Source organism: Streptococcus sp. C300 (genome assembly GCF_000187645.1).
In the GTDB taxonomy this organism is placed as follows: domain Bacteria; phylum Bacillota; class Bacilli; order Lactobacillales; family Streptococcaceae; genus Streptococcus; species Streptococcus oralis_CQ.
Genome location: NZ_GL732466.1, coordinates 194164 through 219496, shown reverse-complemented (window position 1 = coordinate 219496; position 25333 = coordinate 194164). Strand labels below are relative to the sequence as shown.

Genomic DNA, 25333 nt, shown 5'->3' with positions numbered 1-25333 from the left:
GAAACAACGTCGTCATCTTCGTAAAGCATCTATGGTGCATTCAGGAGATTTCAAACGTATCAAAGCAATGCTTACTCGCTTGAAATAATAGCCTAACAGTAAGTAAACAATTCTAGGAAATATTTGGAGGAAATAAAACATGGCACGTGTTAAAGGTGGCGTTGTATCACGCAAACGTCGTAAACGTATTCTTAAATTAGCAAAAGGTTACTATGGAGCTAAACACATCTTGTTCCGTACTGCAAAAGAACAAGTAATGAACTCTTACTACTATGCATACCGTGACCGTCGTCAGAAAAAACGTGACTTCCGTAAATTGTGGATCACTCGTATCAATGCGGCAGCTCGTTTGAACGGACTTTCATACTCACAATTGATGCATGGTTTGAAATTGGCTGAAATCGAAGTTAACCGTAAAATGCTTGCTGACTTGGCTGTTAACGATGCAGCAGCTTTCACAGCTCTTGCAGATGCAGCTAAAGCAAAACTTGGTAAATAATGACAACTGTTTCATTCTTACTCTCGTGGTTTTTACCGCAAGAGTAGGGTGAAACTTTTTTATTTACCATAAATGATTTTCTATTCTAAAGAGTAAATGACAGATTTTTTCAAAGAAAATAGGATATTTCTTGTATAATAGGAATATCTAAAAAAGATTTGGAGTTTGAAGAAGATGATAGTAGGTATTGATTTAGGAACGACTAATTCTTTAGTAGGGGTATACCAAGATGGCCAGGTCAAGTTGATTCCCAATGCTTTTGGTGAGTATTTGACTCCTTCTGTTGTGGCTTTAGATGACAATGATGAGATTATAGTTGGAAAAATTGCCAAGGAACGCTTGGTGACCCACCCAGATAAGACGGTTTCTCAGTTCAAGCGTTTTATGGGGACCAAACATGAGTTGACTCTAGGAAATCGAGCATATAAGGCTGAAGAATTAAGCTCTTTTATCATTCGAAAGTTGGTAGACGATGCAGAGACCTATCTTGGAGAAAAGGTTGAGGAAGTGATTGTCAGTGTTCCAGCCTATTTCAACGATGCTCAACGCTATGCGACCAAACTAGCAGGGAAATTTGCAGGCGTTCAGATTGATCGGATTATCAATGAACCTTCCGCAGCGGCTCTTGCTAAAAGATCTATGGTAAACCAAGAAGATCAATCTTTTATTGTGGTCGATTTTGGCGGTGGTACTCTAGACATTTCAGTTGTAGAGCTTTTTGATAACATTGTCGAAATCGTGTCGATTGCAGGGGACAATCGTTTGGGAGGAGAAGACTTTACTGCGGCTATTGCTGAGGAATTTTTAGCCTCCAATCAATTAACCAAGGATACTATTTCCCGCGAATTTTACAGCAAAATTCTGGTACAGGCTGAAAAGACAAAGCTAGAACTCAATGATAAAGAAGAAGTGAAGATGACAGTGATGGACCAGGATAAGGAATACTTTTTAGACTTGAGCTACCAGCGCTTTTATGAGCTTTGTCAGCCTCTGCTAGCTCGTGTTAAAGCTGTTTTGGACCGTGCCTTGATGGATGCGCGCTATAGTTATGTATCATCTGATAACTTTGTTCTTGTTGGGGGGACTTCGAAACTCCGCTTGGTTCAGGACTTTTTATCCTACTGTATCAATCAAATGGTTCAGGTATCTGATGATCCCGATCGGATGATTGCGAGAGGTTGTGCCCTTTTAGCGGGAATAAAAGAACGTAAGGGTGAGATACGAGATTTGCTACTGTCTGATATTTGTCCTTTTACACTAGGGATTGAGATAGTTGGAGACCGTTTTTCACCGATTATTGAGCGAAATTCTACCCTACCTGCTTCACGCATCGAGCAGTACTATACGGCTGAATTGGGACAGAGTCAAGTCAAGATAAAGGTCTATCAAGGTGAGATGATGAAGGCATCACAAAACCTGTTCCTAGGAGAATTAGAAGTTCCCGTCCCTGTCAATACTAGAGTAAATGAAAGTTTCACAGTTCGGTTTACCTATGATTTAAATGGAATTTTGGATGTTGAAGTGAAAATTGATTCAACACAGGAAGTCTTTAGTCATGTTATTCTCCAAGATAGTGTTACTCTGACAGAAAAGGAAATCAAGGCTAAGCAAGCAGAGTTGACTCGCTATAAGATCAATGCTCAAGAAACAGAGGTTTATCGTTTCTTGATTGAAAAAGCGAATCGTGTGTACAGTATGCTCTTGGGGAGAAGAAGAGATGAGCTAATGGCTGAAACTAGACGATTTGAAGAAGAGGTTAGCCAAGCATCTGTTTATCATTTGCCAAAACTTTATCAATCATTTTCAAACTATCTAGACTTCCTAGAGCGAGGACTGTAAAAGAGGAGACCTTATGAATATATGGGAAACTTTAGGGATAGAGCCAACGACTGACGTCAAGCTTATTAGAAGGCGTTATGCTGAATTGGTTCGGCTCTATCACCCAGAAGACCAACCAGAAATTTACCAAGAAATTGTTGAAGCTTACCAAAAAGCCTTGACTTATGCGAGGTCTAGAAACACAAGACCAGAAAATAGTCTTAAAAAAGCGAGTGACTCTCAAGAAGCTAGTGAACTTGAAGAAGAGGCGAATGAAAAACTTAACTCTAGTCTCAACTTTGAAAACTTGACTGAAGAAACGAAGACTGAGAACGAAGAGTCTGAAAGATCTAGTCTTGATTTCAGTGATTATCAGCAATCAACTGATAAAACCAGCGATTCCTTTAACTTTGAAACCTATAAAGCAGAAGAGGATAAGCAAAAGTCCACCCTTGACTTTAGTGACTACGATGAGGAAGTCCGGCTAAATGGAGATTCTGAAGAAAGAGCTGCGAGTCCCCTCAACTTTGAAACGTTTGGTGATGAAGAGAACCGTGGGCAAGAAGGAACAACAAGGTCTACTCTTGACTTTAGTGGTTATAATGAAGGAACCTATCTGATCCAAAATGCGATTGAAAGTATTGTTGGAAATGACGGCTATAACCAAGAGGAACAAGAGCATCTATGGCGTCAGTTCTTTCATCAGTATCAGTATGATATGGACATTGTTCAATCCGTTTTAGAGGAAATGGATGTTTATATTTTTAACAAACCGGAGCAATTCTCTATCCTCATTCCCTTGCTAGAAGACTATATACCTGACTTTAAGTACTGGGGCTATTACTATAAACTGAAGTATTGGAAAGTTAAAAGAGATATAGCAGAAGAGGAAGGCAGTTCGCTTGAAAGCGCACATGAAGCCACTGAAGAATTCTATTATTCTTATCAACTTTGCCAAGAAATTCTCCAAGATTTTAACAAAGCAAATCAATTGAGCTCTTGGATAGAGTTTTTCAAGCACCCCTATCTGAGCTTTATGGTCTTGGATCAAGTAAATCAAAATCGTCAGATAATCAAGAGTGTGCCCGTTTTAACCTATATCCTGGAAAAAAACCGACAAGTCATATTTGAAGAGGATTATCCACTCTTGGATGACTTGGTTGATTACTTAGAGCAGCTAAAAGAAGAATCCGGGGAAAATGTTGACTTTGGTCACTACTCTCTAGATGATCCAGATGAAATTGAGGCAGCATTTTATGAGTTGCTCCATGCCCGCTATCAAGACGAGTATAAACTTTTACGTGATTGGCAATATCTTTTTGAATCAGTCAAAGATCACACGCTCCTACTTGATTTGTTAGAAAAGGTGGACGTCTATCCTTTAACCAATGCGAAAGTGTTAGCCCTCGTTCTCCAATTTGTGGAGCGTTACAGTGATGAGGAATCAAATCCTTACCTGAAAAAACTCCATTTCTGGGAGAGTATCCATTCCTATCCTTCAGTTGTAGAGGAGTACGCACTAGATAAAAAAGAAAATTTTGATTACTGGTACAATGAAGGTTATCTCTATATGGATAAGCTCACTAAGAGCTATGAAGATATCAATGATTGGGAAAAGTGGAGAAGCTACTTTAAAGGAAGACCACGTATTCTAACGATTTTACTTCAACAGATCTATAAGGAGTACCATCGATTTACAGATGGCGATCTCCTGAGATATGTTTTAGCTCCTTTTCCTACTTCTAAAATGGCTCCCCAAATGATGACGGAGGAGACAGACCAGAAACTAAAAGAGATGACAGCCTATGCCTATGAACTTTGTCATCCAAAGGCCAAGTTATCTTATTTGAATTGGAAAAAAAGACAGGTCCTTAAAAACAAGTTTCTACAGATATTCTTTATCCTCTTTACGCTTGTGAGTCTGATACTCAGCGTTCTAGAGCGACCTATTTATAATTCTTGGGTCCATGCTGGTATGTTATCTCTCTTTTACGTCTATATGCTAAAATTAAGGCAAATAGCGATTGAGGAAGGAGTGACTGCTAGGGGGTTAAAACGAAAATTCTACTACAGTCCCCATCCATGGTTCCTATTCATCTTGCTATTGCTCCTCGTCCTTCCATTCTTACCGTTTGGTCTCATTGGTGCCCTCATTTTCATTACATTATTCTGTCTAATCGATGGTTTTCAGGTGAGTCAAGGGCTGAAGTGGGATTATTCTTTGGAGAAGCTGATTCCTATCGGTATCTTTCTTTCTGCTGGCTTCTTATCCGCTTTGGTAAATAGAAACCAGATCATTTCTGGAGTTGCAATGATGTACTTCCATATTTTTGCAATTCTTGTGATTTGCTTGTCTTTTACAAGATTTAGTCCTGGATTTCCACCATCTCTGAAGAAAATTTTCATACCAGCAATCTTGGGGATCCTACTCTTTCAAACGCTGCCCTATATTCACAGCCGTTTAGACATCTTTGATCCAACTATTCTACAAAATGAGACTCTAGCCATAACGGTTATTCTCTTGTTAAATGGAATCGCCTTGTCTTATTTTACAAAGGATCAAGGCTTCATGATTGGTGTGAAGAAGGTCTTTATGATTTATGGCTTGCAGATCTTTATTTTCCTAAGAAGACTGTTCCGAATCCTATTTGCACCAAATTCAGTTTTCGGTAATAACTATCATTACAGAGACTTACTACTCATGAACAGCGAATTTACCTTCTACTTCCTTGAGGGACTTTTTGTCCTTATCATGCTTTTCCTTATTCGCAATATACGCAAGGAAAATCGTAAAAGTGCTACTTAGAATGAAAGAGTAGAGAAGAGGACTCTAGTTCAAGTTTCTAGTAAATTTTCCTGAATAAAGGTATAATAGAACTATTAAAATGAAAGAGGTAATGAAAATGGCTTCAAAAATGTTACACACTTGCTTGCGAGTAGAAAACCTTGAAAAATCAATCGCCTTTTATCAAGATGCTTTTGGATTTAAAGAATTGCGTCGCAAAGATTTTCCAGATTATGCTTTCACGATTGTCTATCTAGGACTTGAGGGTGATGACTACGAGTTAGAGTTGACCTATAACTATGATCACGGTCCTTACGTGGTAGGAGATGGCTTCGCCCATATCGCCCTCAGTACACCTGACCTTGAGGGTCTACATCAAGAACATAGCGCTAAAGGCTATGAGGTGACAGCCCCTAATGGACTTCCAGGAACTCAACCAAACTATTACTTTGTCAAGGATCCTGATGGCTACAAGGTCGAAGTCATTCGTGAAAAATAACTCAGTGAAGTCAAGTAGAATGTTCGTTTTCTACTTGACTTTTTTTCTTTGAAAGAGTATACTAATACAAATTTAACCTTTAAGGGGAGTCCAGAGAGACTCACAAGGTGTCAGATAAAAGGGATAGGGAACTCTCTGCGGAGACTTTTTAGGTGTGCGCATGAGTTCTATCCTATCTCGACTGAGACCTTGCAATAGCAAGGTCTTTTCTTTATCTGGTCCCCTTAAATTTAAGGAGGAAAAGTCATGAATCCCACATGTAAGAAGCGTTTGGGTGCCATTCGTTTGGAAACCATGAAGGTGGTCGCTCAGGAGGAAATTGCGCCAGCAATCTTTGAATTAGTCCTAGAAGGAGAAATGGTTGAAGCCATGCGAGCAGGCCAATTTCTCCATCTGCGCGTGCCTGATGATGCCCATCTCTTGCGCCGTCCTATTTCAATTTCGTCTATTGACAAGGTCAAGAAGCAGTGTCATCTCATTTATCGGATAGAGGGGGCTGGGACAGCTATTTTTTCAACTTTAAGACAGGGAGATACTCTTGATGTGATGGGACCTCAGGGAAATGGTTTTGACTTGTCTGATTTAGACAATCAGAGCCAAGTTCTCCTCGTTGGTGGTGGGATTGGTGTTCCCCCCTTGCTTGAAGTGGCCAAGGAATTGCATGCGCGTGGGGTGAAAGTAGTGACAGTCCTCGGTTTTGCCAACAAGGATGCTGTGATTCTCGAAACAGAATTGACCCAATATGGTCAGGTCTTTGTAACGACAGATGATGGTTCATATGGTATCAAGGGAAATGTGTCAGTCGTCATTAATGACTTAGACAGTCAATTTGATGCTGTTTACTCATGTGGAGCGCCTGGAATGATGAAGTACATCAATCAAAAATTTTATAATCACCCAAGAGCCTATCTATCTCTAGAATCTCGTATGGCTTGTGGGATGGGGGCTTGCTATGCCTGTGTCCTAAAAGTGCCAGATAGTGAGACAATTAGTCAACGCGTCTGTGAAGATGGCCCTGTTTTCCGTACAGGAACAGTTGTATTATAAGGAGAAAGTCATGACTAACAAACGTTTACAAGTTTCTCTACCGGGATTGGATTTGAAAAATCCTATCATACCAGCATCAGGCTGTTTTGGTTTTGGTCAGGAATATTCCAAGTACTATGATTTGGACCTTTTAGGCTCTATTATGATCAAGGCAACGACTCTAGAACCCCGTTTTGGCAATCCAACTCCTAGGGTGGCAGAAACGCCTGCAGGTATGCTCAATGCAATCGGTTTGCAAAATCCAGGTTTAGAAGCTGTTTTAGCTGAAAAGTTGCCTTGGCTGGAAAGAGAGTATCCTACGCTTCCCATCATCGCCAATGTAGCAGGCTTTTCAAAACAAGAGTACGCTGCCGTTTCTCGAGGAATTTCCAAGGCAGCTAATGTAAAAGCGATTGAGCTCAACATCTCTTGTCCGAATGTGGATCACGGCAATCATGGACTTTTGATTGGGCAAGATCCGGATCTAGCTTACGAAGTGGTAAAAGCAGCTGTGGAAGCCTCTGATGTGCCAGTTTATGTTAAGTTAACCCCTAGTGTAACGGATGTTGTCTCTATTGCTAAAGCCGCAGAAGATGCAGGAGCAAGTGGCTTAACCATGATCAATACCCTTGTCGGTATGCGCTTTGACCTCAAAACTAGAAAACCAATCCTAGCCAATGGAACAGGTGGAATGTCAGGTCCAGCAGTTTTTCCAGTAGCCCTCAAACTCATCCGCCAAGTAGCTCAAACAACAGGCTTGCCCATTATTGGAATGGGGGGAGTGGATTCTGCTGAAGCAGCGCTAGAAATGTATCTGGCTGGTGCTTCTGCCATTGGGGTTGGAACAGCCAACTTTACCAATCCTTATGCCTGTCCTGATATCATCGAACATCTACCAAAAGTCATGGATAAATATGGCATTAGCAGTTTGGAAGATCTTCGTCAGGAAGTCAAAACCAGTCTGAGATAAGCTAGGTCTTCCTTATCGTCAACAAGACATAGAATCTTCATCAATTTGTAATATTTCCGTCGGTTAACTATGTTACAATAGGGATTAGAAAACGTTATTGGAGCATTTAAATGAAACGATGGAAAGTGGCCCTAGTAAGTGCTGGCTTATTGGGGTGTTTTTTTACTGTAGTGGAGACAGCAAAAGCAGAAGAGGGAACTTGGCAAGGAAAGACCTACCTCAAAGCAGACGGGAAACCAGCAACCAACCAATGGATCTATGATCAAACGCAACAGGCCTGGTTTTATTTAACAGCTGATGGAAATCGTGCTGAGAACGGCTGGTTGATAGTTGGTGGTAAGGATTACTATTTTAACGAAGCTGGGAAATTAGCTACAAAAACGTGGATTGGCCAGTACTATGTGACTGAAAGTGGTGCTAAAGCAAAGGAACAGTGGGTATTTAATCAGGAACAAGAATCCTGGTATTATCTCAAGTCTGATGGTCAGAAAGCTCAAAAAGAATGGATTCAACAAGGTAAAGAAAAATATTACCTTAAAGAAGACGGGAAAATGGCCAAAGATGAGTGGATCACTCAAGGTGAAGACCAGTACTATGTCAATTCTCAAGGGAAAATCTTAAAAAATACCTGGCTTGGCTCTCACTACCTATCTGATAAAGGAAATAAGGTAAAACAGGCTTGGATCTATGATGCTAATTATAGCAGTTGGTTCTACCTTCAACAAGACGGTACCTATGCTGAAAATAGGTGGTTAACTATAGATGGGAAGGACTACCATTTTAAATCAGGCGGTTATCTTTCTACTGAACGTTGGATTGATCGCTTCTATGTTGCGAAGAGTGGAGCTAAATTGAAATCGGAATGGCTCTTTGATAAGAATTATGATGCTTGGTTTTACTTGAAAGCTGACGGAACCTATGCCGAAAAAGGCTGGGAAACGATCAAAGAAAAAGATTACCATTTCAAATCAGGCGGTTATCTTTCTACCGAGCGCTGGATAGATCGTTTCTATGTTGCGAAGAGTGGAGCTAAATTGAAATCGGAATGGCTCTTTGACAAGAATTATAACTCTTGGTTTTACTTGAAAGCTGACGGAACCTATGCTGAAAAAGGTTGGCAAACCATCAAAGGAAAGGATTACCATTTCAAATCAGGCGGCTACCTCTCTACGGAAACTTGGATTGACCGCAGTTATGTGACGAGCAGTGGAGCAAAAGCTGGCAAAGGGTGGCTCTTTGACAAGAATTATAACTCTTGGTTCTATATTAACTCTGATGGAAATTATGCCAATAAAGAATGGCTCTGGGATAATGGTTACTACTATCTCAAATCTGGTGGTTATATGGCTGCGAGTGAGTGGGTATGGTACAAGAACAATTGGTTCTACCTCAAGTCAAATGGAAAGATGGCTGAGAAAGAATTAATCTACGATTCATCCGACCAATCATGGTACTACCTTAAATCAGGCGGTTATATGGCAAAAAATGAAACTGTGGATGGTCATACTTTGGATGCTTCTGGTAGATGGCATGTTGCGGATAAAACCAAATATTACAAAGTTAAACCCATCACAGCCTATGTCTATAGTGCATCTGGAGAAATCTTGAGTTACATTAACCAAGGAAGCATTGTTTCACTGGATAGCTCGACGCGAAAAGGCGGCCGACTTGCAGTTTCGATTTCTGGCTTGTCTGGCTATATGAATCAAAGTGATTTGACAGCAGTAGATGAAGGAAGCGAGTTTATCCCTCATTATACTAGTGATGGGAAATTCCTCTACCATGAACTCTCTCCTTATACGAGTATCAAAGTAGCTCCACACACATCTGCCATGGTTATTGGTAAGAAGTACTACTCAACTGATGGAGAGCATTTTGATGGCTTTACCATTAAAAATCCTTTCCTCTATAAAAACTTGAGAGAACCAAGTAATTATAGTGCAGCTGAATTGGATAAACTGTATTCGATGATGAACTTGCAGGATAGTCCTCTTGCAGGTAAAGGAGCGACTTTCAAAGAAGCTGAGGAACGCTACGGTGTAAATGCCCTTTACTTGATGGCCCATAGTGCCCTTGAAAGTGCTTGGGGACGCAGTCAAATTGCCAGAGATAAGAACAATTTCTTTGGTATTGCTGCTTATGATACTAGCCCATATCTCTCAGCCAAGAGCTTTGATAATGTGGACAAAGGAATTCTCGGAGCGGCCAAGTGGATCCGTGAGAATTATATTGACTATGGTAGAGACCACCTTGGAAATAAAGCAACCGGAATGAATGTTCGCTATGCTTCAGATCCATACTGGGGTGAGAAGATAGCCAGCATCATGATGACTATCAACAGCAAACTTGGTTGGAAAGACTAATCAAAAGAAATCAACGGTAACTACTGAAAAAGTGGTTATCGTTTTTGTTTTGAACATTGGAGGAGAAATAGTATAATAACAGTATCTTTATTCTTGAACAATTAACAAAATGATAGTAAAATGTAAGAGGAGATATTAATCTAATTACTATATAAAAAGGAGATTTTTATGAAAAAGCTACTATCCTTCTCAATTGCCTTGCTTTCAATCACAACATTAGTTGCTTGTTCTGGACATAAGGCGGAATCAAAGGTCCCAGAAGAAAAAATTGAACAGAAGCAAATCAAGTTTGATGAGAAGTTGTTTAAAGAAGCTGGACTCTTGCCTTTTAAAAATGAGAAACAACTAGAACTTGGGGAATTGGATTCTAAATCACGCGCAACGGGTGCTCATATTCAACTTAAGGACAGCGATGAGCCAACTGAGAAGAGAGAGCCTAAGATAAGTTATAACCCGGTTGGTTGGCATAACTATAATTTTTACTATGGAGATGGTTCTAAAAAGGCTTGGTTGATGAACCGTGGTCATTTGATTGGCTACCAGTTTAGTGGATTAAACGATGAAAAGAGGAATCTGGTTCCAATGACTAACTGGCTAAATGCTGGAACTTACTATGGTACAGATAATACTAATCAAGAAAGCATGCTTTACTATGAGAATCGATTGGACTCTTGGTTGGCCAATCATCCGAACTACTATCTTGACTACAAGGTGACCCCAATCTATCAGAAGGATGAATTGATTCCGAGACAAATTGAATTGCAGTATGTGGGAATTGATGAAAACGGCAAACTCTTGGAGATCAAGTTGGGTGGTAGTAAAGAAAAGGTTGATCAGTATTCGGTGACGCATGTCGTTTTAGACAATGTTTCAGCTAATGCGGAAATCAATTACTTGGACGGTACTGCTAAAAATACAGTTGAAAACAAAGAAGAAAAAGCTAAGAAAGAAGCTGAGGAGAAAGCTAAGAAGGAAGCTGAGGAAAAAGCCAAGAAAGAGGCTGAAGAAAAAGAAGCAGCTGAAAAGAAAGCAAAAGAAGAAGAGCAGGAAAAAGCTCGCCAAGCCGCACAAGAAAAGGAAGAAAGCCAGGAATCAAACTCACAATCAACAAATTCAGGTGGCTACTTTAGAGATAAAAACGGAAGATGGCACAGACCAAATGGTAAATTCGCTTCTAAGAAAGAAATTAGAGAAGCCGGATTGCAGTGGTAGGAAGAATTTAGCAGATATACAGTCAAAAAGCCGTTGTAAAGCGGTTTTTTGTTATAATTAAATTAATAATGTAGCATTAAAGGAGAAAAACTTGATGAGATACATAACTCTTGGTCAAGATGACAAAGAATTATCAGAAATTGTTCTCGGAATGATGAGAATAAAAGATAAGTCTGTAAAAGAAGTTGAAGAGATTGTAGAAACAGCACTTTCTGTTGGAATCAATGCTTTTGACTTGGCTGATATTTATGGTCGTGGTCGTTGTGAAGAACTGTTAGGTATTGTCCTAAAAAATCGTTCAGATTTAAGAGAAAAGATGTGGATTCAGTCCAAATGTGGCATTCGCATTGAAGAATTTACCTATTTTGATTTTTCTAAGGACTATATTATAAAATCAGTTGACGGAATTTTGCAAAGATTGAAGATTGATCATCTAGATAGCTTGCTTCTTCATCGACCAGATGCTTTGATGGAATCTGACCAAGTAGCAGAAGCCTTTGATCTTCTTTATAAACAAGGTAAGGTCCGAGATTTTGGAGTTTCTAATCAAAATCCTATGATGATGGAGTTGCTTAGAAAAGATGTCAAGCAGCCGTTAGCTGTTAATCAACTACAATTGAGTGCGGCTTTTACTCCAGGATTCGAATCAGGTTTTCATGTTAATATGGAAGATAGTCAAGCAACGATGCGAGATGGCAGCGTTTTTGAATATTGCAAATTACACGATGTGGTCATTCAAGCATGGTCTGTCTTACAATTCGGGTATTTTAAAGGGAACTTTGTTGGTAATGAGAAATTTCAAGCTTTGAATCAAGTACTTGATCGTCTAGCTTTAAAATATGGAGTAACCCCTTCAACTATTGCCATTTCTTGGATATTGCGTTATCCAGCAAAAATGCAGGCAGTCGTAGGTACAACAAATCCTAAGCATTTGAGAGAAGTTAGCCAAGCGGCAAACTTTAGCTTAACAAGAAAAGAATGGTATGAAATTTATCTTGCAGCAGGGAATAATTTGCCGTAAGTAGAAGCAGATTTAAATAAATCACAGTCAAAAAGCCGTTGGAAAACGGTTTTTTGTTATAATTAAACTAAGAATGTAGCATTAAAGGAGAACAACATGACTTTTGAAGAAATTCTGCCTGGATTAAAGGCTAAGAAAAAATATGTACGAACTGGTTGGGGAGGGGCTGAAAACTATGTGCAGCTTTTTGACACCATCGAGCAAAATGGGGTTGCACTTGAAGTGACGCCCTATTTCCTAATCAACGTTTCTGGAGAAGGGGAAGGCTTTTCCATGTGGAGTCCGACGCCTTGTGATGTTTTGGCGACGGATTGGGTAGAAGTCCATGACTAGACGTGTACTCATTACAGGTGTGAGTTCAGGGATTGGACTGGCTCAAGCTCGCCATTTTTTAGAGAATGGCTATCAAGTTTATGGTGTAGATCAAGGAGAAAATCCAGTTTTAGATGGTGATTTCTACTTTTTACAGAGGGATTTGACATTAGATTTGAAACCTGTTTTTGACTGGTGCCCTCAGGTGGATGTTTTGTGCAATACTGCTGGAGTTTTGGATGACTATAAACCTTTACTAGAACAATCTGCCCAGGAAATCCAAGAGATTTTTGAAATTAACTATGTGACTCCAGTTGAGATGACACGACATTATTTGACGCAAATGCTGGAAAGTAAAAAGGGAATCATCATCAATATGTGCTCCATCGCTTCGAGCCTAGCAGGTGGTGGTGGTCATGCCTATACCTCGTCTAAGCACGCCTTAGCTGGCTTTACCAAGCAGTTGGCTCTAGACTATGCTGAAGCTGGGATTCAGGTCTTTGGGATTGCTCCTGGTGCTGTCAAGACAGCTATGACTGCTGCCGACTTTGAACCCGGTGGATTAGCTGACTGGGTAGCCAGTGAAACACCTATCAAACGCTGGATTGAGCCAAGTGAAATTGCAGAAGTCAGCTTATTCTTAGCTAGCGGTCACGCATCTGCCATGCAAGGACAAATCTTGACTGTGGATGGTGGCTGGTCTTTGAAGTAGGAGGAGTTGGATGGAAATCAAAAAACACTTTGGAGTATATGGTATTTGCTTTGAAAATGGGAAGTTACTCTGCGTTGAAAAAACGAGAGGCCCTTATCAACATCGTTATGATCTACCTGGTGGTAGTCAGCAACTTGGTGAAGGACTGACGGAAACTCTGATTAGAGAAGTTATGGAAGAGACTGGATATAAGCTAAAGGGTTACGCTAATCCTAGGATTTATGATGTGCTGGTTCAAGAAGAAGGGCAAGACTTTGCAGTACACCATATCATGGCATTTTATGATATTGAGGTAAACGAGAAGGAAGCTCAAGTTACGATTTCGGAAGCTGTGTCTGATGGTGCGAATGATTCACTTAGATATGTTTGGATGGATATTCAAAAAATCACAGAAGAAAATGCGTCGCCATTAGTCTTGAAGGTTAAGTCTGAATTATTAGGATTTCCGGAACTGGACAAGACTTCCTACATGAATTGGAAGGTGAATGATGAGAAAGCAACTTGCTCTTAGTGGCGAACAAATTGTTGCAAAAGTTTACCCACAACTATTGCATCATGTTGGCATAATTCGTGGAGAATACTTACTGAGAGAGCTTAATCAAAACATCCTATTAGCAAGTTGTCAGCAATTTGTAAAAGATTATCTAGACACCATTTGCTCCTTGTACTCAGATGAAGAGGTTTGGTATCGTTTTTCAGAGTTAACAAATACAGAAGCTAATTGTTTAGAGGGGACTAAAGAGCATTTTGATGAAAATCATCCCTTGTTTGGTTATAGAGGAACTAGGCGCTTGCTGGCGTGTCCTGATGAATTTCAGGCTGAGACACATGTCGTTACAGAAATTTATCAAACCAATCCCAATCTGTCTGTTATCTTTCCTTTTGTCAATGATGCTAAGCAGTTAAAGCAAGCTATTAGAGTATTACGTCAGCATGGTTTTACTGGAAAAGTCGGCACAATGATTGAATTACCGTCAGCTTATTTTGACTTGGACAGAATAATAGAAACTGGTATTTCAAAGATTATAGTTGGAATGAATGATTTGACTTCTTTTGTTTTTGCGACTGTGAGAAACAGTCAATGGCATGATATGGAAAGTCCCATTATGTTAGATATGCTGAGACAAATGCAGGAAAAATCAAATACTAAAAAGATTGACTTTGCTGTAGCAGGCTATCTGAATCTTTCTTTCATACAAAAAATGAATCAGATGGGGATTGAGTGTATTATCCACTACAGCTCTATTCCAGAGATTTTTAATTTAGGGATTGATCATCCAGACCATCTCAAACGTGTAAAAGAAGAAAGTAAAAAATTACAAAGGAGCAACCCATGACACCGCAAGAAATGTGGAATGCGTATAAGCAAATTAACCCCTCGATTGGAGATGAGATAGATGCCTGGGCTTTTGGAGTGGAAGCCGATACCTTGGCAGATTTGGTACTAAGAGGCGAAAAGACAGCAACTGCCTCAGCCTACGATCTTTACGCAGTAGAGGACGAATCTCTTCCACAAGAAGGGACCTTCGATGTCATTTTAGACAGTCAAAATCAGGCTGTCTGCATTGTCGAAATTACCAAGGTTTCCGTTCAGCCCTTTCATCAAGTTTCTGCTGACCATGCCTACAAGGAAGGTGAGGGAGACAAATCTTTAGCCTATTGGCGTCAGGTTCATGAGGAATTCTTCACGGAGTGGCTGGAGGAAGCGGGCTTGACTTTTACACCTGACAGCAAGGTCGTTTTGGAAGAATTTCGCAAGGTCTACCCACTCTAGACTGCAGAAGGAAGAAAGTTTTGGAAATTACCGTCCAATCCTTTTTTCTAAAGCAAAACATGATATAATAAGTTTGTTTGAAGAAGAGTAAAACTCTTAAACTTAGAATAGGAGAAAACTATGCAAGCAGTTGAACATTTTATTACCCAATTTGTTCCTGAACATTATGATTTATTTTTAGACTTGAGTCGTGAGACCAAGACCTTTTCTGGGAAGGTGACCATTACTGGTCAAGCACAGAGTGACCGTATTTCCCTTCACCAAAAGGACTTGGAAATCACTTCTGTAGAAGTTGCGGGTCAAGCTCGTCCATTTACAGTTGACCATGACAATGAAGCCCTTCATATCGAATTGGCTGAGACTGGTCAAGTTGAATTGGTCATCGCTTTTTCAGGAAAAATCACAGACAACATGACAGGGATTTACCCTTCTTATTACACAGTTGATGGTGTCAAGAAGGAAGTCCTGTCTACTCAGTTTGAAAGCCATTTTGCGCGTGAAGCCTTCCCATGTGTGGACGAGCCTGAAGCCAAAGCAACTTTTGACCTCGCTCTACGTTTTGACCAAGCGGAAGGTGAAGTGGCCCTGTCAAACATGCCAGAAATTGATGTGGAAGACCGTAAGGAAACAGGCGTCTGGAAGTTTGAGACAACACCTCGCATGTCTTCTTACTTGTTAGCCTTTGTAGCTGGTGATTTGCAAGGGGTAACCGCTAAAACCAAGAATGGTACTCTCGTTGGTGTCTACTCAACCAAAGCCCACCCCCTATCAAACCTTGATTTCTCACTGGACATCGCCGTTCGCTCAATCGAGTTTTACGAAGATTACTACGGAGTTAAGTATCCAATTCCTCAATCGCTCCACATCGCCCTTCCTGACTTCTCAGCAGGTGCAATGGAAAACTGGGGTCTTGTGACTTACCGTGAAGTTTACTTGGTTGTGGATGAGAACTCAACCTTTGCTAGTCGTCAACAAGTAGCCCTAGTTGTGGCGCATGAGTTGGCTCACCAATGGTTTGGTAACCTCGTGACTATGAAATGGTGGGATGACCTTTGGCTTAATGAAAGCTTCGCTAACATGATGGAATACGTCTGTGTGGATGCCATCGAGCCAAGTTGGAACATCTTTGAAGACTTCCAAACAGGTGGTGTTCCAGCTGCGCTTAAACGCGATGCGACGGATGGTGTTCAGTCTGTTCATGTCGAAGTCAAACACCCAGATGAAATCAATACGCTCTTTGATGGCGCTATTGTCTATGCCAAAGGAAGCCGTCTCATGCATATGCTTCGTCGTTGGCTAGGTGATGCGGATTTTGCTAAAGGTTTGCATGCATACTTCGAAAAACACCAATATGGAAATACTATTGGTCGTGACCTATGGAATGCTCTTGACCAAGCATCAGGACGTGATGTAGCAGCCTTTATGGATTCTTGGTTGGAGCAACCTGGTTATCCAGTCCTTACTGCTACAGTTGAAAATGATGTATTGAAGATTTCACAAAAACAATTCTTCATCGGTGAGCACGAAGATAAGAATCGTCTCTGGGTAGTGCCACTGAACAGCAACTGGAAAGGTTTGCCAGATACTCTGGAAACTGAAAGCATCGAAATTCCAGGTTATGCAGCTCTTCTTGCTGAAAACAAAGGAGCACTTCGCCTTAATACTGAAAATACTGCCCACTACATTACAGACTATCAAGGAGCCTTGTTAGAAGCTGTTCTTGCTGAGCTAGAGTCACTTGATAACACAAGTAAACTGCAAATCGTTCAAGAACGTCGTCTGCTTGCTGAAGCGGGTCACATTTCTTATGCAGACTTACTCCCAGTCCTTGATAAACTTGCTAAGGAAGAGTCTTACCTTGTGGTTTCAGCTGTTTCTCAAGTGATTTCTGCCCTTGAGCGCTTTATTGATGAAGGAACAGATGCTGAAACAGCATTCAAATCACTGGTTGCTAAATTGGCTCGCCACAACTATGACCGTCTTGGTTTCAAAGCCAAAGAAGGGGAATCAGATGAGGATGAATTGGTTCGTCAGTTGGCCGTTTCTATGATGATTCGCTCAAATGATGCAGAAGCTAGTCAAGTCGCTAGCCAAATCTTCGAAGATCACAAGGATCAGCTTGCAGGACTTCCAGCAGCTATCCGTGCACAAGTTCTCATCAATGAGATGAAACACCATGAGACCAAGGACTTGGTCGCAACTTATCTGGACCTCTACACTCATGCGACGGATGCGGTCTTCAAACGCCAGTTGGCAGCTGCTCTAGCCTACAGTACAGATGCTGACAATATCCAAACCTTGATTAGTTCATGGAAGGACAAATTTGTGGTGAAACCACAAGACCTTTCTTCATGGTACCTCCAATTCCTAGGACACCAAGCTACCCAAGAAACTGTTTGGGTTTGGGCGCGTGAAAACTGGGATTGGATCAAGGCAGCTCTTGGTGGCGACATGAGCTTTGACAGCTTTGTAATCTTTCCATCGCACATCTTTAAAACTGAGCAACGCTTGGCAGAGTACAAGGAATTCTTTGAGCCACAGCTCTCTGACCTTGCTCTTAGCCGTAACATTCGCATGGGGATCAAGGATATCGCAGCACGTGTTGATTTGATTAAGCGTGAAAAAGCTGCAGTAGAAAAGGTTTTGAAAGCAAGTAAGTAATAGATAAAAAACAGCGGATCTTGCAATCTGCTGTTTTTTGGAAGTCAGTATAAAGTGTCCATCCTGAAAATCGTGTTATAATAGCAATGTCAAAGAAATTTTACCTAGAATTGTATAGGATGTTAAAGAATTTCGTCTAGCCAATTCGTGAAGAAAAGAATAATATAAAGAGGAAATGCAGATGTTAGGAAAACAATTAAAATTATTTAGAGAACAAAATGGCTACAGTCAGAATCAAATAGCAGAATATCTGGGGACGACTCGTCAAACTATCTCAAATTGGGAAAATGATAAAACAATTATAGATAGTCATAGTTTGATTCGCTTAGCTGATTTTTATCAGATCTCTTTAGATGAGTTATGTGGACGAAAAAAGATTCCTGTTTACAAGAATTCAAAGATCAAGTCTATGATTTTAGCTAATGCTTGTACACTTTGGACCTGCTTCGCCTCCACTCATCGCTAAATCAATTGTTTTCCGACTAGCTTTTCAATTCTATTGATTCTAGGAGGACAATGATGTCTTACGTTTATTTAACTCTTGCTATTGTATCTGAAATAGCTGCCACAAGTCTGTTAAAACTGTCGCAAGGTTTTTCGAAAATGCTTTTTGGGATTCTTGCTTTAGTTTTGTATGGCTTGTGTTTTTTCTTTCTATCTTTGTCTTTGAAAGGCATACAACTAAATCTAGTCTATGCTATTTGGTCTGGTGTTGGTTTGGTTGGAACAACTGTGCTATCTATTTTGCTTTTTCATGAAAAAGTAACGTTCGCAAGTCTCTTGGGAATTGCTTTAGTTATTGTGGGGCTTGTTATATTAAACCTATCACAAAAGGTTCACTAATGAGGTAGTATGTTATGGGTGACAATTATTTTAAAAATAAAAGAGTCGTTATTATTGGTGCCAGTGGAAATTTGGGACAAGCCTATACACAAGCTTTTTTTCAAGCAGGTGCTCATTTATTTCTTTTAGGTCGCAATATGAATAAATTAGCCAGTTTTTCTGAGAATATTGCTTCCAAGATTCCGATTTGCTCAGTAGATATAACGAATGAAACTTCTATTAAAGTTGCAGTGTCTGAAGTTCAAAAGTGGTCGGGTAATATAGATATTGTTATTAATGCAACGGGATTTGATGTACGAAAATCTTTATTATCTCACTCTGAGGAGGAGATCAATCAAACTATGACGATTAACCTAATAGGGGCTATCCTTGTCAGCAAACATTTTTTACCTTTGTTAAAAAATCAAAAAGGAGCAACCATTGTGCATTCAGGAGGTTTTGCAGATGGTAGGCTGGCCTTCCCCTATTATAGTGTAGATGTGGCGAGCCGCGCCGGACTTTTTTCTTTTATCGAATCAATGAACCGAGAATTAATACAGGAGCAGAAAAAGATGCATATAACTTATTTTTGCCCCAATGCAGCAGACACACCATCAGAAAAGCCTTATCATCCAGTTTGGAGAGAAATGGGGATCTCTATATCAAGTACAAATCAAGTAACCCAAGCTTTACTTAAAGGTATAAAATCTCGTAAAAGAGTGATTTTGATGGGACAAGGTACAAAGATTTTTACAACATTAAACCTTCTATCCCCAGCAATAGCCGATTATCTTTTACTGAGACGATACGGTCGTATTTTAAAAAAATATTTTGGATAAATTTTCTATTATTTTTCTAAGAATTTTCTCATCTTTTAGTATTCTTTAAGAAAAAATAATTAAGATGTATATAGCCTAAAGAAAGAATGTGGTGAATTTATGAAGTAGAGCTTCTTCATTTTTTCACAGAAACTTAAAGCAGAAAGAAAAATATAGAATGAATAAAGAGAAAATGATTGTTGTAGAAAAAAGCACCAAGTGGAGGCTATCAGTAGTAGCAAGTGGTTCTTTAGTGGTCGGCTTGCTTGGTGGTTATATATTCGGTTCTTTGACTCAAAAATCAACAAATCAGCAGTCGACCGTTCAAACATCGAAAACCCAGCAAGATAATCAAGATGGCAATAATATGCAAAGTCACGGTGGACAGCCGCAGCAAGGAAATAATAATCAAGAAGGCGGTAGCAATTCTAAGAAGAAACCGGCCAATGCAGATGGAAGTACAAAGGCCAAGGATAGCAATTCTAACCAAAATAATGAAGAAAACACTACAAAATCTTAATCCATTTGTTAAAGCCATGATATAATAATTAAAGAATTATACTAAGATCCAAAAAATGATACAAAAATTCTTTATTTTATAATAACCTTAGATGAAGCTGATTAGTATCTTATAGCAGGAGGAGAACAAGATGATTAAGATTTTACTAGTAGAAGACGACCTAGGCCTGTCAAACTCAGTATTTGACTTTTTAGATGATTTTGCAGATGTCATGCAGGTTTTTGATGGAGAAGAAGGTCTCTACGAAGCAGAAAGTGGCGTCTATGACTTGATTTTGCTTGACCTGATGTTGCCGGAAAAAAATGGCTTCCAAGTTCTGAAAGAATTGCGTGAAAAAGGAATTACGACACCAGTCCTTATCATGACAGCTAAGGAAAGTTTGGATGACAAGGGACATGGTTTTGAGTTGGGAGCGGACGACTACCTTACCAAACCTTTCTACCTAGAAGAACTTAAAATGCGGATCCAAGCCCTTCTCAAACGTTCAGGTAAGTTTAACGAAAACACCTTGACCTATGGGGATATTGTCGTCAACCTTTCAACGAATGAGGTTAAGGTGGAAGACACGCCTGTGGAACTACTCGGAAAAGAGTTTGAGTTATTGGTTTATTTCCTTCAAAATCAAAATGTTATTCTTCCCAAGACGCAAATTTTTGACCGTCTATGGGGATTTGATAGCGATACGACGATTTCCGTTGTAGAAGTCTATGTCTCAAAAGTTCGTAAGAAATTGAAGGGAACAGCCTTTGCTGAAAATCTTCAAACCTTGCGTAGTGTCGGGTATATTTTAAAAGATGTTCAATAAACTAAAAAAAACATGGTATGCAGATGATTTCAGCTATTTCATTCGAAACTTTGGAGTGTTCACACTGATCTTCTCTGCTATGACCTTGATTATCCTCCAGGTCATGCACTCGAGTCTCTACACTTCTGTAGATGAAAAACTCCAAGCTCTTAGTAGCAGTCCCCAAGCTGTTATCCAGTTAGCCCTGAATCGGGCAACTGAAGAGGTCAAGGATATTCAACCAGCAACAGCGGATGCCAACAAGGCTGAAATCAAGCCCAATGTCAGCTCCAATACGGAAGTCTTGCTCTTTGACAAGGATTTTAACCAACTCTTACTGGGCAATCGTTTTTTAGGTTTGGACAAGATCAAGCTGGACAAAAAGGAGTTGAATCACATTCGCCAAATCCAAGTTGTCAATAGCTACGGTCAGGAAGAAACCTACCGAATGATCTTGATGGAAACAAATTCGTCCACTGTTTCAAGCAACGTCAAATATGCGGCGGTTTTAATCAATACCAGCCAGCTCGAGCAAATCAGCCAAAACCACGAGCATTTAATTGTTGTAGTCATGGCTAGTTTCTGGCTCCTGTCTTTAATTGCCAGTGTTTACTTGGCACGTGTCAGTGTCAAACCCTTGCTGGAAAGTATGCAAAAGCAGAAGTCCTTTGTTGAAAATGCCAGTCACGAACTGAGAACGCCTTTGGCCGTTTTACAAAATCGGTTAGAAAATCTCTTTCGAAAACCAGAGGCGACGATTATGGAATCCAGTGAAAGTATCGCTTCGAGTCTTGAAGAAGTTCGCAACATGCGTTTCCTCACGACCAATCTTCTCAACCTTGCACGTCGCGATGATGGAATCAAACCAGAAATAGCAGAAGTTTCTCCGCAATTCTTTAAAACAACCTTTGCTAACTATGAGTTGATTGCTTCTGAAAATGATCGTATTTTTGAGTATGAAAATCGGATTTATCGTCCCTTCATGACCGATCAGTTGCTCCTAAAACAACTCATGACCATCTTGTTTGACAATGCCATCAAGTATACAGAAGAAGATGGGAAAATTGAGTTTGTAGTTCATGCTACAGATCGCCACCTCTATCTAACAGTAACGGATAACGGAATTGGAATTTCAGCTCCTGACAAGAAGAAAATCTTTGACCGATTTTACCGTGTGGACAAGGCGAGAACCCGTCAGAAAGGTGGCTTTGGTCTTGGACTATCTTTGGCCAAGCAGATTGTTGATGCTTTGCGAGGAACGATTAGCGTGAAAGATAACAAACCTAAAGGAACGATTTTTGAAGTTAAGATCGCTATTCAATCTCCTTCAAAACGAAAGAATAAATAAAAAGACAGTTTTATAACTGTCTTTTTAGATAACTGAAAAAGAGGTTGGTAGTAGTACCAACCTTTATTTTGAAAATTTTCGTTTCATCATCTTTCGTTGAAGTTGTAAAAGGGCAAAACTAAGACCCATTGCAGCGACAAAGGATAAAGCTGTATTTAATTTTATAGCTAAAAAGATAAAACTAAAAAGTGCCATAAAAATACAGAAACAAGCGATATTTACAAAAAATAAAATCTCTTTTAGGTTAGGGCCGACTGGGGCTTCAGGTGTGTAATCTTGGTAAAGCGGAGTTTGTTTCGATTCGGGAGCTTGTTCAAACTCATATGCTTCTAGTTTTCTTGCGGACATGATTCTCTCCTTAACAGTACATAACTATTTTATCATTTTTTATGCAGAGAATTATTACAGAATTGTTACAAAACTACTAAAGTCTCTTATCAACTTCTAAGTCTCTCTTCTTGACACCCACTAGAGAAAATGATAGCATGGATGTTACACTTAAAACAGATGACCTAACTTTCTCTATTATAAATATACTGAGAAAGGTAAGGATAACTTATATAAATTGATAGCAAGCTGAGGCTTTTTCCTAAGATGATTTGTTGAGTTGCTACCTGGATACTTTTGAAGAGTATTGATAGGAGTTGTTTTGAATGGATGATAAGACAGAGATTCTGTCTATTGGTCTGGGTGGCATTCTTGCTACCTCTGGGAAAAGTAAAAGGAGATAAGCATGTATCTTGCTATCAAAGAGATATTACGAAACAAACTTCGATATAGTTTGATCTTAACGACCATTTTTCTTATCGCTTTTATGGTCTTTTTTATGACCAGTCTAGCTCTTGGTCTTGTGCGAAACAACCGGGCCGCTATTGATAATTGGCAAGCGACGGGTGTCGTTTTATCCGACTACGCAAATGATAATTTGACGGCATCTTTTATTCCTGAAAAAGACTACAAGGAAAAGAGTTCTGAAGAGGCTGCTCCATTGGGCTATATGTTCGCTGTGACCAATCTAGTCGATGGTAGTGAAAAGATTAACGTTTCCATCTTTGCTCAAAACTGGGACTCTTTTATCTCTCCTAGTTTGACGGAGGGTCGTTATCCTGAAAGAGATGATGAGGTTGTCGTGGATCAGTCTTTTGAGAACTATGGGATGAAGCTAGGTGATGCCATTCAGCTCAATGGAAGTGAGACAAGTTACAAGATCGTAGGCCTGACTCAAGGAAATAAGTTTTTCACTGAGCCTGTTGTCTTTACGAGTCTGACAACTTATTGGACCTTACAAGGAACCTTGAAAGCCAATCGTTCCATCTCTGCCTTGGTATTGAAAAATGATATAGAAGTGGTCGGGGATGGACTGAAGCAGATTTCCATTCTAAAAATGATATCAAAAATTCCTGGTTACACACCTCAGGTTAATGTATTTTCAGGGATGATTCTTGCTATGATTGTTATCACTGGCTTGATTGTGGGGATTTTTGTTTATATCATTACCATCCAAAAACTAGGACTTTATGGAATAATGCGAGCTCAGGGAATACAGATCAAAACCATTGTATGGTCTCTATTCTGTCAAATCTTCCTCCTAGCTGGTATGGGGATTGCGTTAGCCTTGCTGGCAATCGGAGGAGTCATTTTAGTCTTACCAGCTACCTTCTTTTTCTATCCAAGTTGGATAGCCTACTCTGTCCTAAGCTTGGTAATTTGCTTGATGGCCCTTCTAGGTGGTGTCATTTCACTTCCACGCTTGCTAAAGGTGGACCCGATTACTGCGATTGCAGAGTGATAAGGAGAATAGTATGACAACATTGATAGAAATGAATCAAGTGACAAAAACTTACGGGGAAGGAAAGATGAAAGTCGTAGCCCTGCATGAGACGAATTTTCAGCTAAATGCGGGAGAGTTCGTAGCTATCGTTGGGCCCTCTGGCTCTGGAAAGACGACCTTTCTAACAACTCTAGGACAACTTCAGGAAGCATCGAGTGGAAAGATTCTAGTCAAAGGGAAGGAAACAGGCAGTTTGACGGAGAAGGAAAAAACAGATCTCCGTTTTAGAGAGTTTGGTTTCATTCTCCAGGCTTCAAACTTAATTCCTTTTCTAACGGTCAAGGAACAGCTGGATTTGATTGACAGACTGGATAAGGGGGAAAATAGTAAAAGTGACCGAAAAGATCTCTTTGAGTTGTTGGATTTGGAAAAAGTAAAAGATCAGTATCCCAAAGCTCTATCGGGTGGTGAACGTCAACGTGCCGCGATTGCTAGAGCGCTTTATAACAATCCAAGCATTGTGCTTGCAGATGAGCCGACAGCCAGTCTAGACACCGAGCGTGCCTACCAAGTAACGGAGATGTTGGCTGCCATTGCTCATGAACAAGGTAGAGGAGTTGTTATGATTACGCACGATACTCGTCTTCTTGATAAGGTTGATCGTATTTATGTCATGAACGATGGCCATCTAGTTGAAGAAACACATGCATAAAATAGAGTGAATGGTACAAGTTACTGTTCACTTTTTTGATTGGAAAAGATAGAAACAAGTTTAACTTTTTATGAAACTCTCAGTACCCATAGCTGATTATTGAGAAATGTGGTATAATTTTTCTTATGGAAAAGATTATCATTACAGCAACTGCTGAAAGTATTGAACAAGTTGAACAGTTACTAGAAGCTGGCGTAGACCGTATCTACGTTGGTGAGAAAGATTTTGGACTTCGTCTGCCAACAACCTTTAGCTATGAAGAGTTACGCACCATCGCTCAGTTGGTTCATGAAGCAGGTAAGGAATTGATCGTTGCGGTTAATGCCCTCATGCACCAAGATATGATGGACCGTATTAAGCCTTTCCTAGACTTCTTGGAAGAAATCAAGACAGACTATATTACTGTTGGGGATGCAGGTGTCTTTTACGTTGTCAATCGCGATGGTTATTCATTTAAGACCATCTACGATGCTTCAACCATGGTGACAAGCAGTCGTCAGATTAACTTCTGGGGTCAAAAGGCTGGCGCATCTGAGGCGGTTTTGGCGCGTGAAATTCCATCTGCTGAGCTCTTCAAGATGCCTGAGATTTTGGAAATTCCTGCTGAAGTGTTGGTTTACGGAGCTAGTGTCATTCACCATTCTAAACGTCCACTCTTGCAAAACTACTATAACTTTACGCATATCGATGATGAAAAGACACGTAAACGTGACCTCTTCTTGGCAGAGCCGAGTGACCCAGAAAGCCATTATTCTATCTTTGAAGACAATCATGGTACCCACATCTTTGCAAATAACGACCTTGATTTGATGACCAAATTGACAGAATTAGTAGAACATGGTTTCACTCACTGGAAGCTAGAGGGGCTCTACACACCTGGTCAGAATTTGTAGAAATTGCTAAACT

The 25333-nt window shown here is 40.0% G+C and carries 24 protein-coding genes and 1 pseudogene; 24 read left to right on the top strand and 1 reads right to left on the bottom strand.

Going from position 1 to position 25333, the window contains the following annotated elements; all coding sequences use genetic code 11:
• The first annotated feature begins 139 nt into the window (after positions 1–139).
• The 21 genes from rplT (at position 140) to HMPREF0849_RS00985 (ending at position 21944) form a co-directional block, all read left to right on the top strand.
• On the top strand, positions 140–499 hold the full coding sequence (gene rplT, locus HMPREF0849_RS01085; RefSeq protein WP_000124830.1) for a 50S ribosomal protein L20: 360 nt from the start codon (positions 140–142) through the stop codon (positions 497–499).
• A gap of 174 nt (positions 500–673) precedes the next feature.
• A complete protein-coding gene (locus tag HMPREF0849_RS01080; RefSeq protein WP_000635024.1) occupies positions 674–2338 on the top strand; it encodes a molecular chaperone HscC in 1665 nt (554 codons plus the stop codon).
• A gap of 13 nt (positions 2339–2351) precedes the next feature.
• Positions 2352–5123 carry a J domain-containing protein gene (locus HMPREF0849_RS01075; RefSeq protein ID WP_001028659.1) on the top strand — a complete coding sequence of 924 codons (2772 nt, stop codon included), beginning with the start codon at positions 2352–2354 and terminating at the stop codon, positions 5121–5123.
• Between the two features lie 97 nt (positions 5124–5220).
• Entirely contained in the window at positions 5221–5601 is a 381-nt protein-coding gene (gene gloA, locus HMPREF0849_RS01070; RefSeq protein ID WP_000157144.1) for a lactoylglutathione lyase, read from the top strand.
• Between the two features lie 246 nt (positions 5602–5847).
• Complete coding sequence (locus HMPREF0849_RS01065) at positions 5848–6648, top strand: dihydroorotate dehydrogenase electron transfer subunit (protein ID WP_001070080.1); 801 nt, start codon at positions 5848–5850, stop codon at positions 6646–6648.
• Positions 6611–7597 carry a dihydroorotate dehydrogenase gene (locus HMPREF0849_RS01060; protein ID WP_162287148.1) on the top strand — a complete coding sequence of 329 codons (987 nt, stop codon included), beginning with the start codon at positions 6611–6613 and terminating at the stop codon, positions 7595–7597. Before HMPREF0849_RS01065 ends, HMPREF0849_RS01060 begins: the two co-directional genes overlap by 38 nt.
• Positions 7598–7707: 110 nt before the next feature.
• Positions 7708–9960, top strand: coding sequence for a glucosaminidase domain-containing protein (locus tag HMPREF0849_RS01055; RefSeq protein WP_000832908.1), 2253 nt, complete (start codon positions 7708–7710; stop codon positions 9958–9960).
• A 168-nt stretch (positions 9961–10128) separates the two neighbouring features.
• The gene (locus tag HMPREF0849_RS01050) at positions 10129–11172 is read left to right on the top strand and encodes a DNA/RNA non-specific endonuclease (RefSeq protein WP_000735445.1); all 1044 of its coding nucleotides are present in this window, start codon (positions 10129–10131) and stop codon (positions 11170–11172) included.
• Between the two features lie 94 nt (positions 11173–11266).
• Complete coding sequence (locus HMPREF0849_RS01045) at positions 11267–12193, top strand: aldo/keto reductase (protein WP_001269447.1); 927 nt, start codon at positions 11267–11269, stop codon at positions 12191–12193.
• Positions 12194–12289: 96 nt separating this feature from the next.
• Complete coding sequence (locus HMPREF0849_RS01040; protein ID WP_000141913.1) at positions 12290–12526, top strand: DUF2829 domain-containing protein; 237 nt, start codon at positions 12290–12292, stop codon at positions 12524–12526.
• Positions 12519–13217, top strand: a complete 699-nt coding sequence (locus tag HMPREF0849_RS01035) for a 3-oxoacyl-ACP reductase (protein ID WP_000198451.1) — start codon at positions 12519–12521, stop codon at positions 13215–13217. The genes HMPREF0849_RS01040 and HMPREF0849_RS01035 overlap by 8 nt, the downstream gene beginning before the upstream one ends.
• 10 nt (positions 13218–13227) lie before the next feature.
• The gene (locus HMPREF0849_RS01030; protein ID WP_000403358.1) at positions 13228–13728 is read left to right on the top strand and encodes an NUDIX hydrolase; all 501 of its coding nucleotides are present in this window, start codon (positions 13228–13230) and stop codon (positions 13726–13728) included.
• A complete protein-coding gene (locus HMPREF0849_RS01025) occupies positions 13706–14554 on the top strand; it encodes a putative PEP-binding protein (RefSeq protein ID WP_009013483.1) in 849 nt (282 codons plus the stop codon). The genes HMPREF0849_RS01030 and HMPREF0849_RS01025 overlap by 23 nt, the downstream gene beginning before the upstream one ends.
• Positions 14551–14991, top strand: a complete 441-nt coding sequence (locus tag HMPREF0849_RS01020) for an ASCH domain-containing protein (protein ID WP_000188815.1) — start codon at positions 14551–14553, stop codon at positions 14989–14991. The genes HMPREF0849_RS01025 and HMPREF0849_RS01020 overlap by 4 nt, the downstream gene beginning before the upstream one ends.
• A gap of 120 nt (positions 14992–15111) precedes the next feature.
• A complete protein-coding gene (locus tag HMPREF0849_RS01015; protein WP_001149148.1) occupies positions 15112–17652 on the top strand; it encodes a M1 family metallopeptidase in 2541 nt (846 codons plus the stop codon).
• Between the two features lie 181 nt (positions 17653–17833).
• On the top strand, positions 17834–18118 hold the full coding sequence (locus HMPREF0849_RS01010; RefSeq protein ID WP_008283941.1) for a helix-turn-helix domain-containing protein: 285 nt from the start codon (positions 17834–17836) through the stop codon (positions 18116–18118).
• Positions 18119–18168: 50 nt separating this feature from the next.
• Positions 18169–18495: a DMT family transporter gene (locus HMPREF0849_RS01005; RefSeq protein ID WP_009013481.1), complete on the top strand. Its 327-nt coding sequence runs from the start codon at positions 18169–18171 to the stop codon at positions 18493–18495.
• Positions 18496–18509: 14 nt separating this feature from the next.
• The gene (locus HMPREF0849_RS01000) at positions 18510–19313 is read left to right on the top strand and encodes an SDR family NAD(P)-dependent oxidoreductase (RefSeq protein WP_000502736.1); all 804 of its coding nucleotides are present in this window, start codon (positions 18510–18512) and stop codon (positions 19311–19313) included.
• Between the two features lie 157 nt (positions 19314–19470).
• Positions 19471–19812: a hypothetical protein gene (locus tag HMPREF0849_RS00995; RefSeq protein WP_001031144.1), complete on the top strand. Its 342-nt coding sequence runs from the start codon at positions 19471–19473 to the stop codon at positions 19810–19812.
• 130 nt (positions 19813–19942) lie between these two features.
• The gene (ciaR, locus tag HMPREF0849_RS00990) at positions 19943–20617 is read left to right on the top strand and encodes a two-component system response regulator CiaR (RefSeq protein WP_000590630.1); all 675 of its coding nucleotides are present in this window, start codon (positions 19943–19945) and stop codon (positions 20615–20617) included.
• The gene (locus tag HMPREF0849_RS00985; RefSeq protein ID WP_000482348.1) at positions 20607–21944 is read left to right on the top strand and encodes a sensor histidine kinase; all 1338 of its coding nucleotides are present in this window, start codon (positions 20607–20609) and stop codon (positions 21942–21944) included. The genes ciaR and HMPREF0849_RS00985 overlap by 11 nt, the downstream gene beginning before the upstream one ends.
• Before the next feature lie 63 nt (positions 21945–22007).
• Here the strand turns inward: HMPREF0849_RS00985 and HMPREF0849_RS00980 are convergent, their stop codons facing one another.
• The gene (locus tag HMPREF0849_RS00980; RefSeq protein WP_001276160.1) at positions 22008–22292 is read right to left on the bottom strand and encodes a DUF3270 domain-containing protein; all 285 of its coding nucleotides are present in this window, start codon (positions 22290–22292) and stop codon (positions 22008–22010) included.
• A 385-nt stretch (positions 22293–22677) separates the two neighbouring features.
• Here HMPREF0849_RS00980 and HMPREF0849_RS00975 point away from each other — a divergent pair, with 385 nt between their 5' ends.
• The 3 genes and pseudogenes from HMPREF0849_RS00975 to HMPREF0849_RS00965 all read left to right on the top strand — a co-directional run.
• Positions 22678–23733 carry an ABC transporter permease gene (locus tag HMPREF0849_RS00975; protein WP_000280280.1) on the top strand — a complete coding sequence of 352 codons (1056 nt, stop codon included), beginning with the start codon at positions 22678–22680 and terminating at the stop codon, positions 23731–23733.
• Between the two features lie 13 nt (positions 23734–23746).
• Positions 23747–24427: an ABC transporter ATP-binding protein gene (locus HMPREF0849_RS00970; RefSeq protein ID WP_000209229.1), complete on the top strand. Its 681-nt coding sequence runs from the start codon at positions 23747–23749 to the stop codon at positions 24425–24427.
• Between the two features lie 125 nt (positions 24428–24552).
• Positions 24553–25314: pseudogene (locus HMPREF0849_RS00965) on the top strand (peptidase U32 family protein); the annotation flags it as partial.
• Positions 25315–25333 lie beyond the last annotated feature (19 nt).

Excerpts from the sequence above, each read along its gene's own strand:
- HMPREF0849_RS01015 (WP_001149148.1), top strand. The coding sequence starts at position 15,112 with ATGCAAGCAGTTGAACATTTTATTACCCAATTTGTTCCTGAACATTAT.
- HMPREF0849_RS00985 (WP_000482348.1), top strand. The coding sequence starts at position 20,607 with ATGTTCAATAAACTAAAAAAAACATGGTATGCAGATGATTTCAGCTAT.
- HMPREF0849_RS01000 (WP_000502736.1), top strand. The coding sequence starts at position 18,510 with ATGGGTGACAATTATTTTAAAAATAAAAGAGTCGTTATTATTGGTGCC.
- HMPREF0849_RS01060 (WP_162287148.1), top strand. The coding sequence starts at position 6,611 with ATGGCCCTGTTTTCCGTACAGGAACAGTTGTATTATAAGGAGAAAGTC.
- HMPREF0849_RS00970 (WP_000209229.1), top strand. The coding sequence starts at position 23,747 with ATGACAACATTGATAGAAATGAATCAAGTGACAAAAACTTACGGGGAA.
- HMPREF0849_RS01045 (WP_001269447.1), top strand. The coding sequence starts at position 11,267 with ATGAGATACATAACTCTTGGTCAAGATGACAAAGAATTATCAGAAATT.
- HMPREF0849_RS01065 (WP_001070080.1), top strand. The coding sequence starts at position 5,848 with ATGAATCCCACATGTAAGAAGCGTTTGGGTGCCATTCGTTTGGAAACC.
- HMPREF0849_RS01010 (WP_008283941.1), top strand. The coding sequence starts at position 17,834 with ATGTTAGGAAAACAATTAAAATTATTTAGAGAACAAAATGGCTACAGT.
- HMPREF0849_RS01075 (WP_001028659.1), top strand. The coding sequence starts at position 2,352 with ATGAATATATGGGAAACTTTAGGGATAGAGCCAACGACTGACGTCAAG.
- HMPREF0849_RS01030 (WP_000403358.1), top strand. The coding sequence starts at position 13,228 with ATGGAAATCAAAAAACACTTTGGAGTATATGGTATTTGCTTTGAAAAT.
- HMPREF0849_RS01055 (WP_000832908.1), top strand. The coding sequence starts at position 7,708 with ATGAAACGATGGAAAGTGGCCCTAGTAAGTGCTGGCTTATTGGGGTGT.
- HMPREF0849_RS01080 (WP_000635024.1), top strand. The coding sequence starts at position 674 with ATGATAGTAGGTATTGATTTAGGAACGACTAATTCTTTAGTAGGGGTA.
- HMPREF0849_RS01035 (WP_000198451.1), top strand. The coding sequence starts at position 12,519 with ATGACTAGACGTGTACTCATTACAGGTGTGAGTTCAGGGATTGGACTG.
- rplT (WP_000124830.1), top strand. The coding sequence starts at position 140 with ATGGCACGTGTTAAAGGTGGCGTTGTATCACGCAAACGTCGTAAACGT.
- HMPREF0849_RS01050 (WP_000735445.1), top strand. The coding sequence starts at position 10,129 with ATGAAAAAGCTACTATCCTTCTCAATTGCCTTGCTTTCAATCACAACA.
- ciaR (WP_000590630.1), top strand. The coding sequence starts at position 19,943 with ATGATTAAGATTTTACTAGTAGAAGACGACCTAGGCCTGTCAAACTCA.
- gloA (WP_000157144.1), top strand. The coding sequence starts at position 5,221 with ATGGCTTCAAAAATGTTACACACTTGCTTGCGAGTAGAAAACCTTGAA.
- HMPREF0849_RS01040 (WP_000141913.1), top strand. The coding sequence starts at position 12,290 with ATGACTTTTGAAGAAATTCTGCCTGGATTAAAGGCTAAGAAAAAATAT.
- HMPREF0849_RS00995 (WP_001031144.1), top strand. The coding sequence starts at position 19,471 with ATGAATAAAGAGAAAATGATTGTTGTAGAAAAAAGCACCAAGTGGAGG.
- HMPREF0849_RS00975 (WP_000280280.1), top strand. The coding sequence starts at position 22,678 with ATGTATCTTGCTATCAAAGAGATATTACGAAACAAACTTCGATATAGT.
- HMPREF0849_RS01020 (WP_000188815.1), top strand. The coding sequence starts at position 14,551 with ATGACACCGCAAGAAATGTGGAATGCGTATAAGCAAATTAACCCCTCG.
- HMPREF0849_RS01005 (WP_009013481.1), top strand. The coding sequence starts at position 18,169 with ATGATGTCTTACGTTTATTTAACTCTTGCTATTGTATCTGAAATAGCT.
- HMPREF0849_RS01025 (WP_009013483.1), top strand. The coding sequence starts at position 13,706 with ATGAGAAAGCAACTTGCTCTTAGTGGCGAACAAATTGTTGCAAAAGTT.
- HMPREF0849_RS00980 (WP_001276160.1), bottom strand. The coding sequence starts at position 22,292 with ATGTCCGCAAGAAAACTAGAAGCATATGAGTTTGAACAAGCTCCCGAA.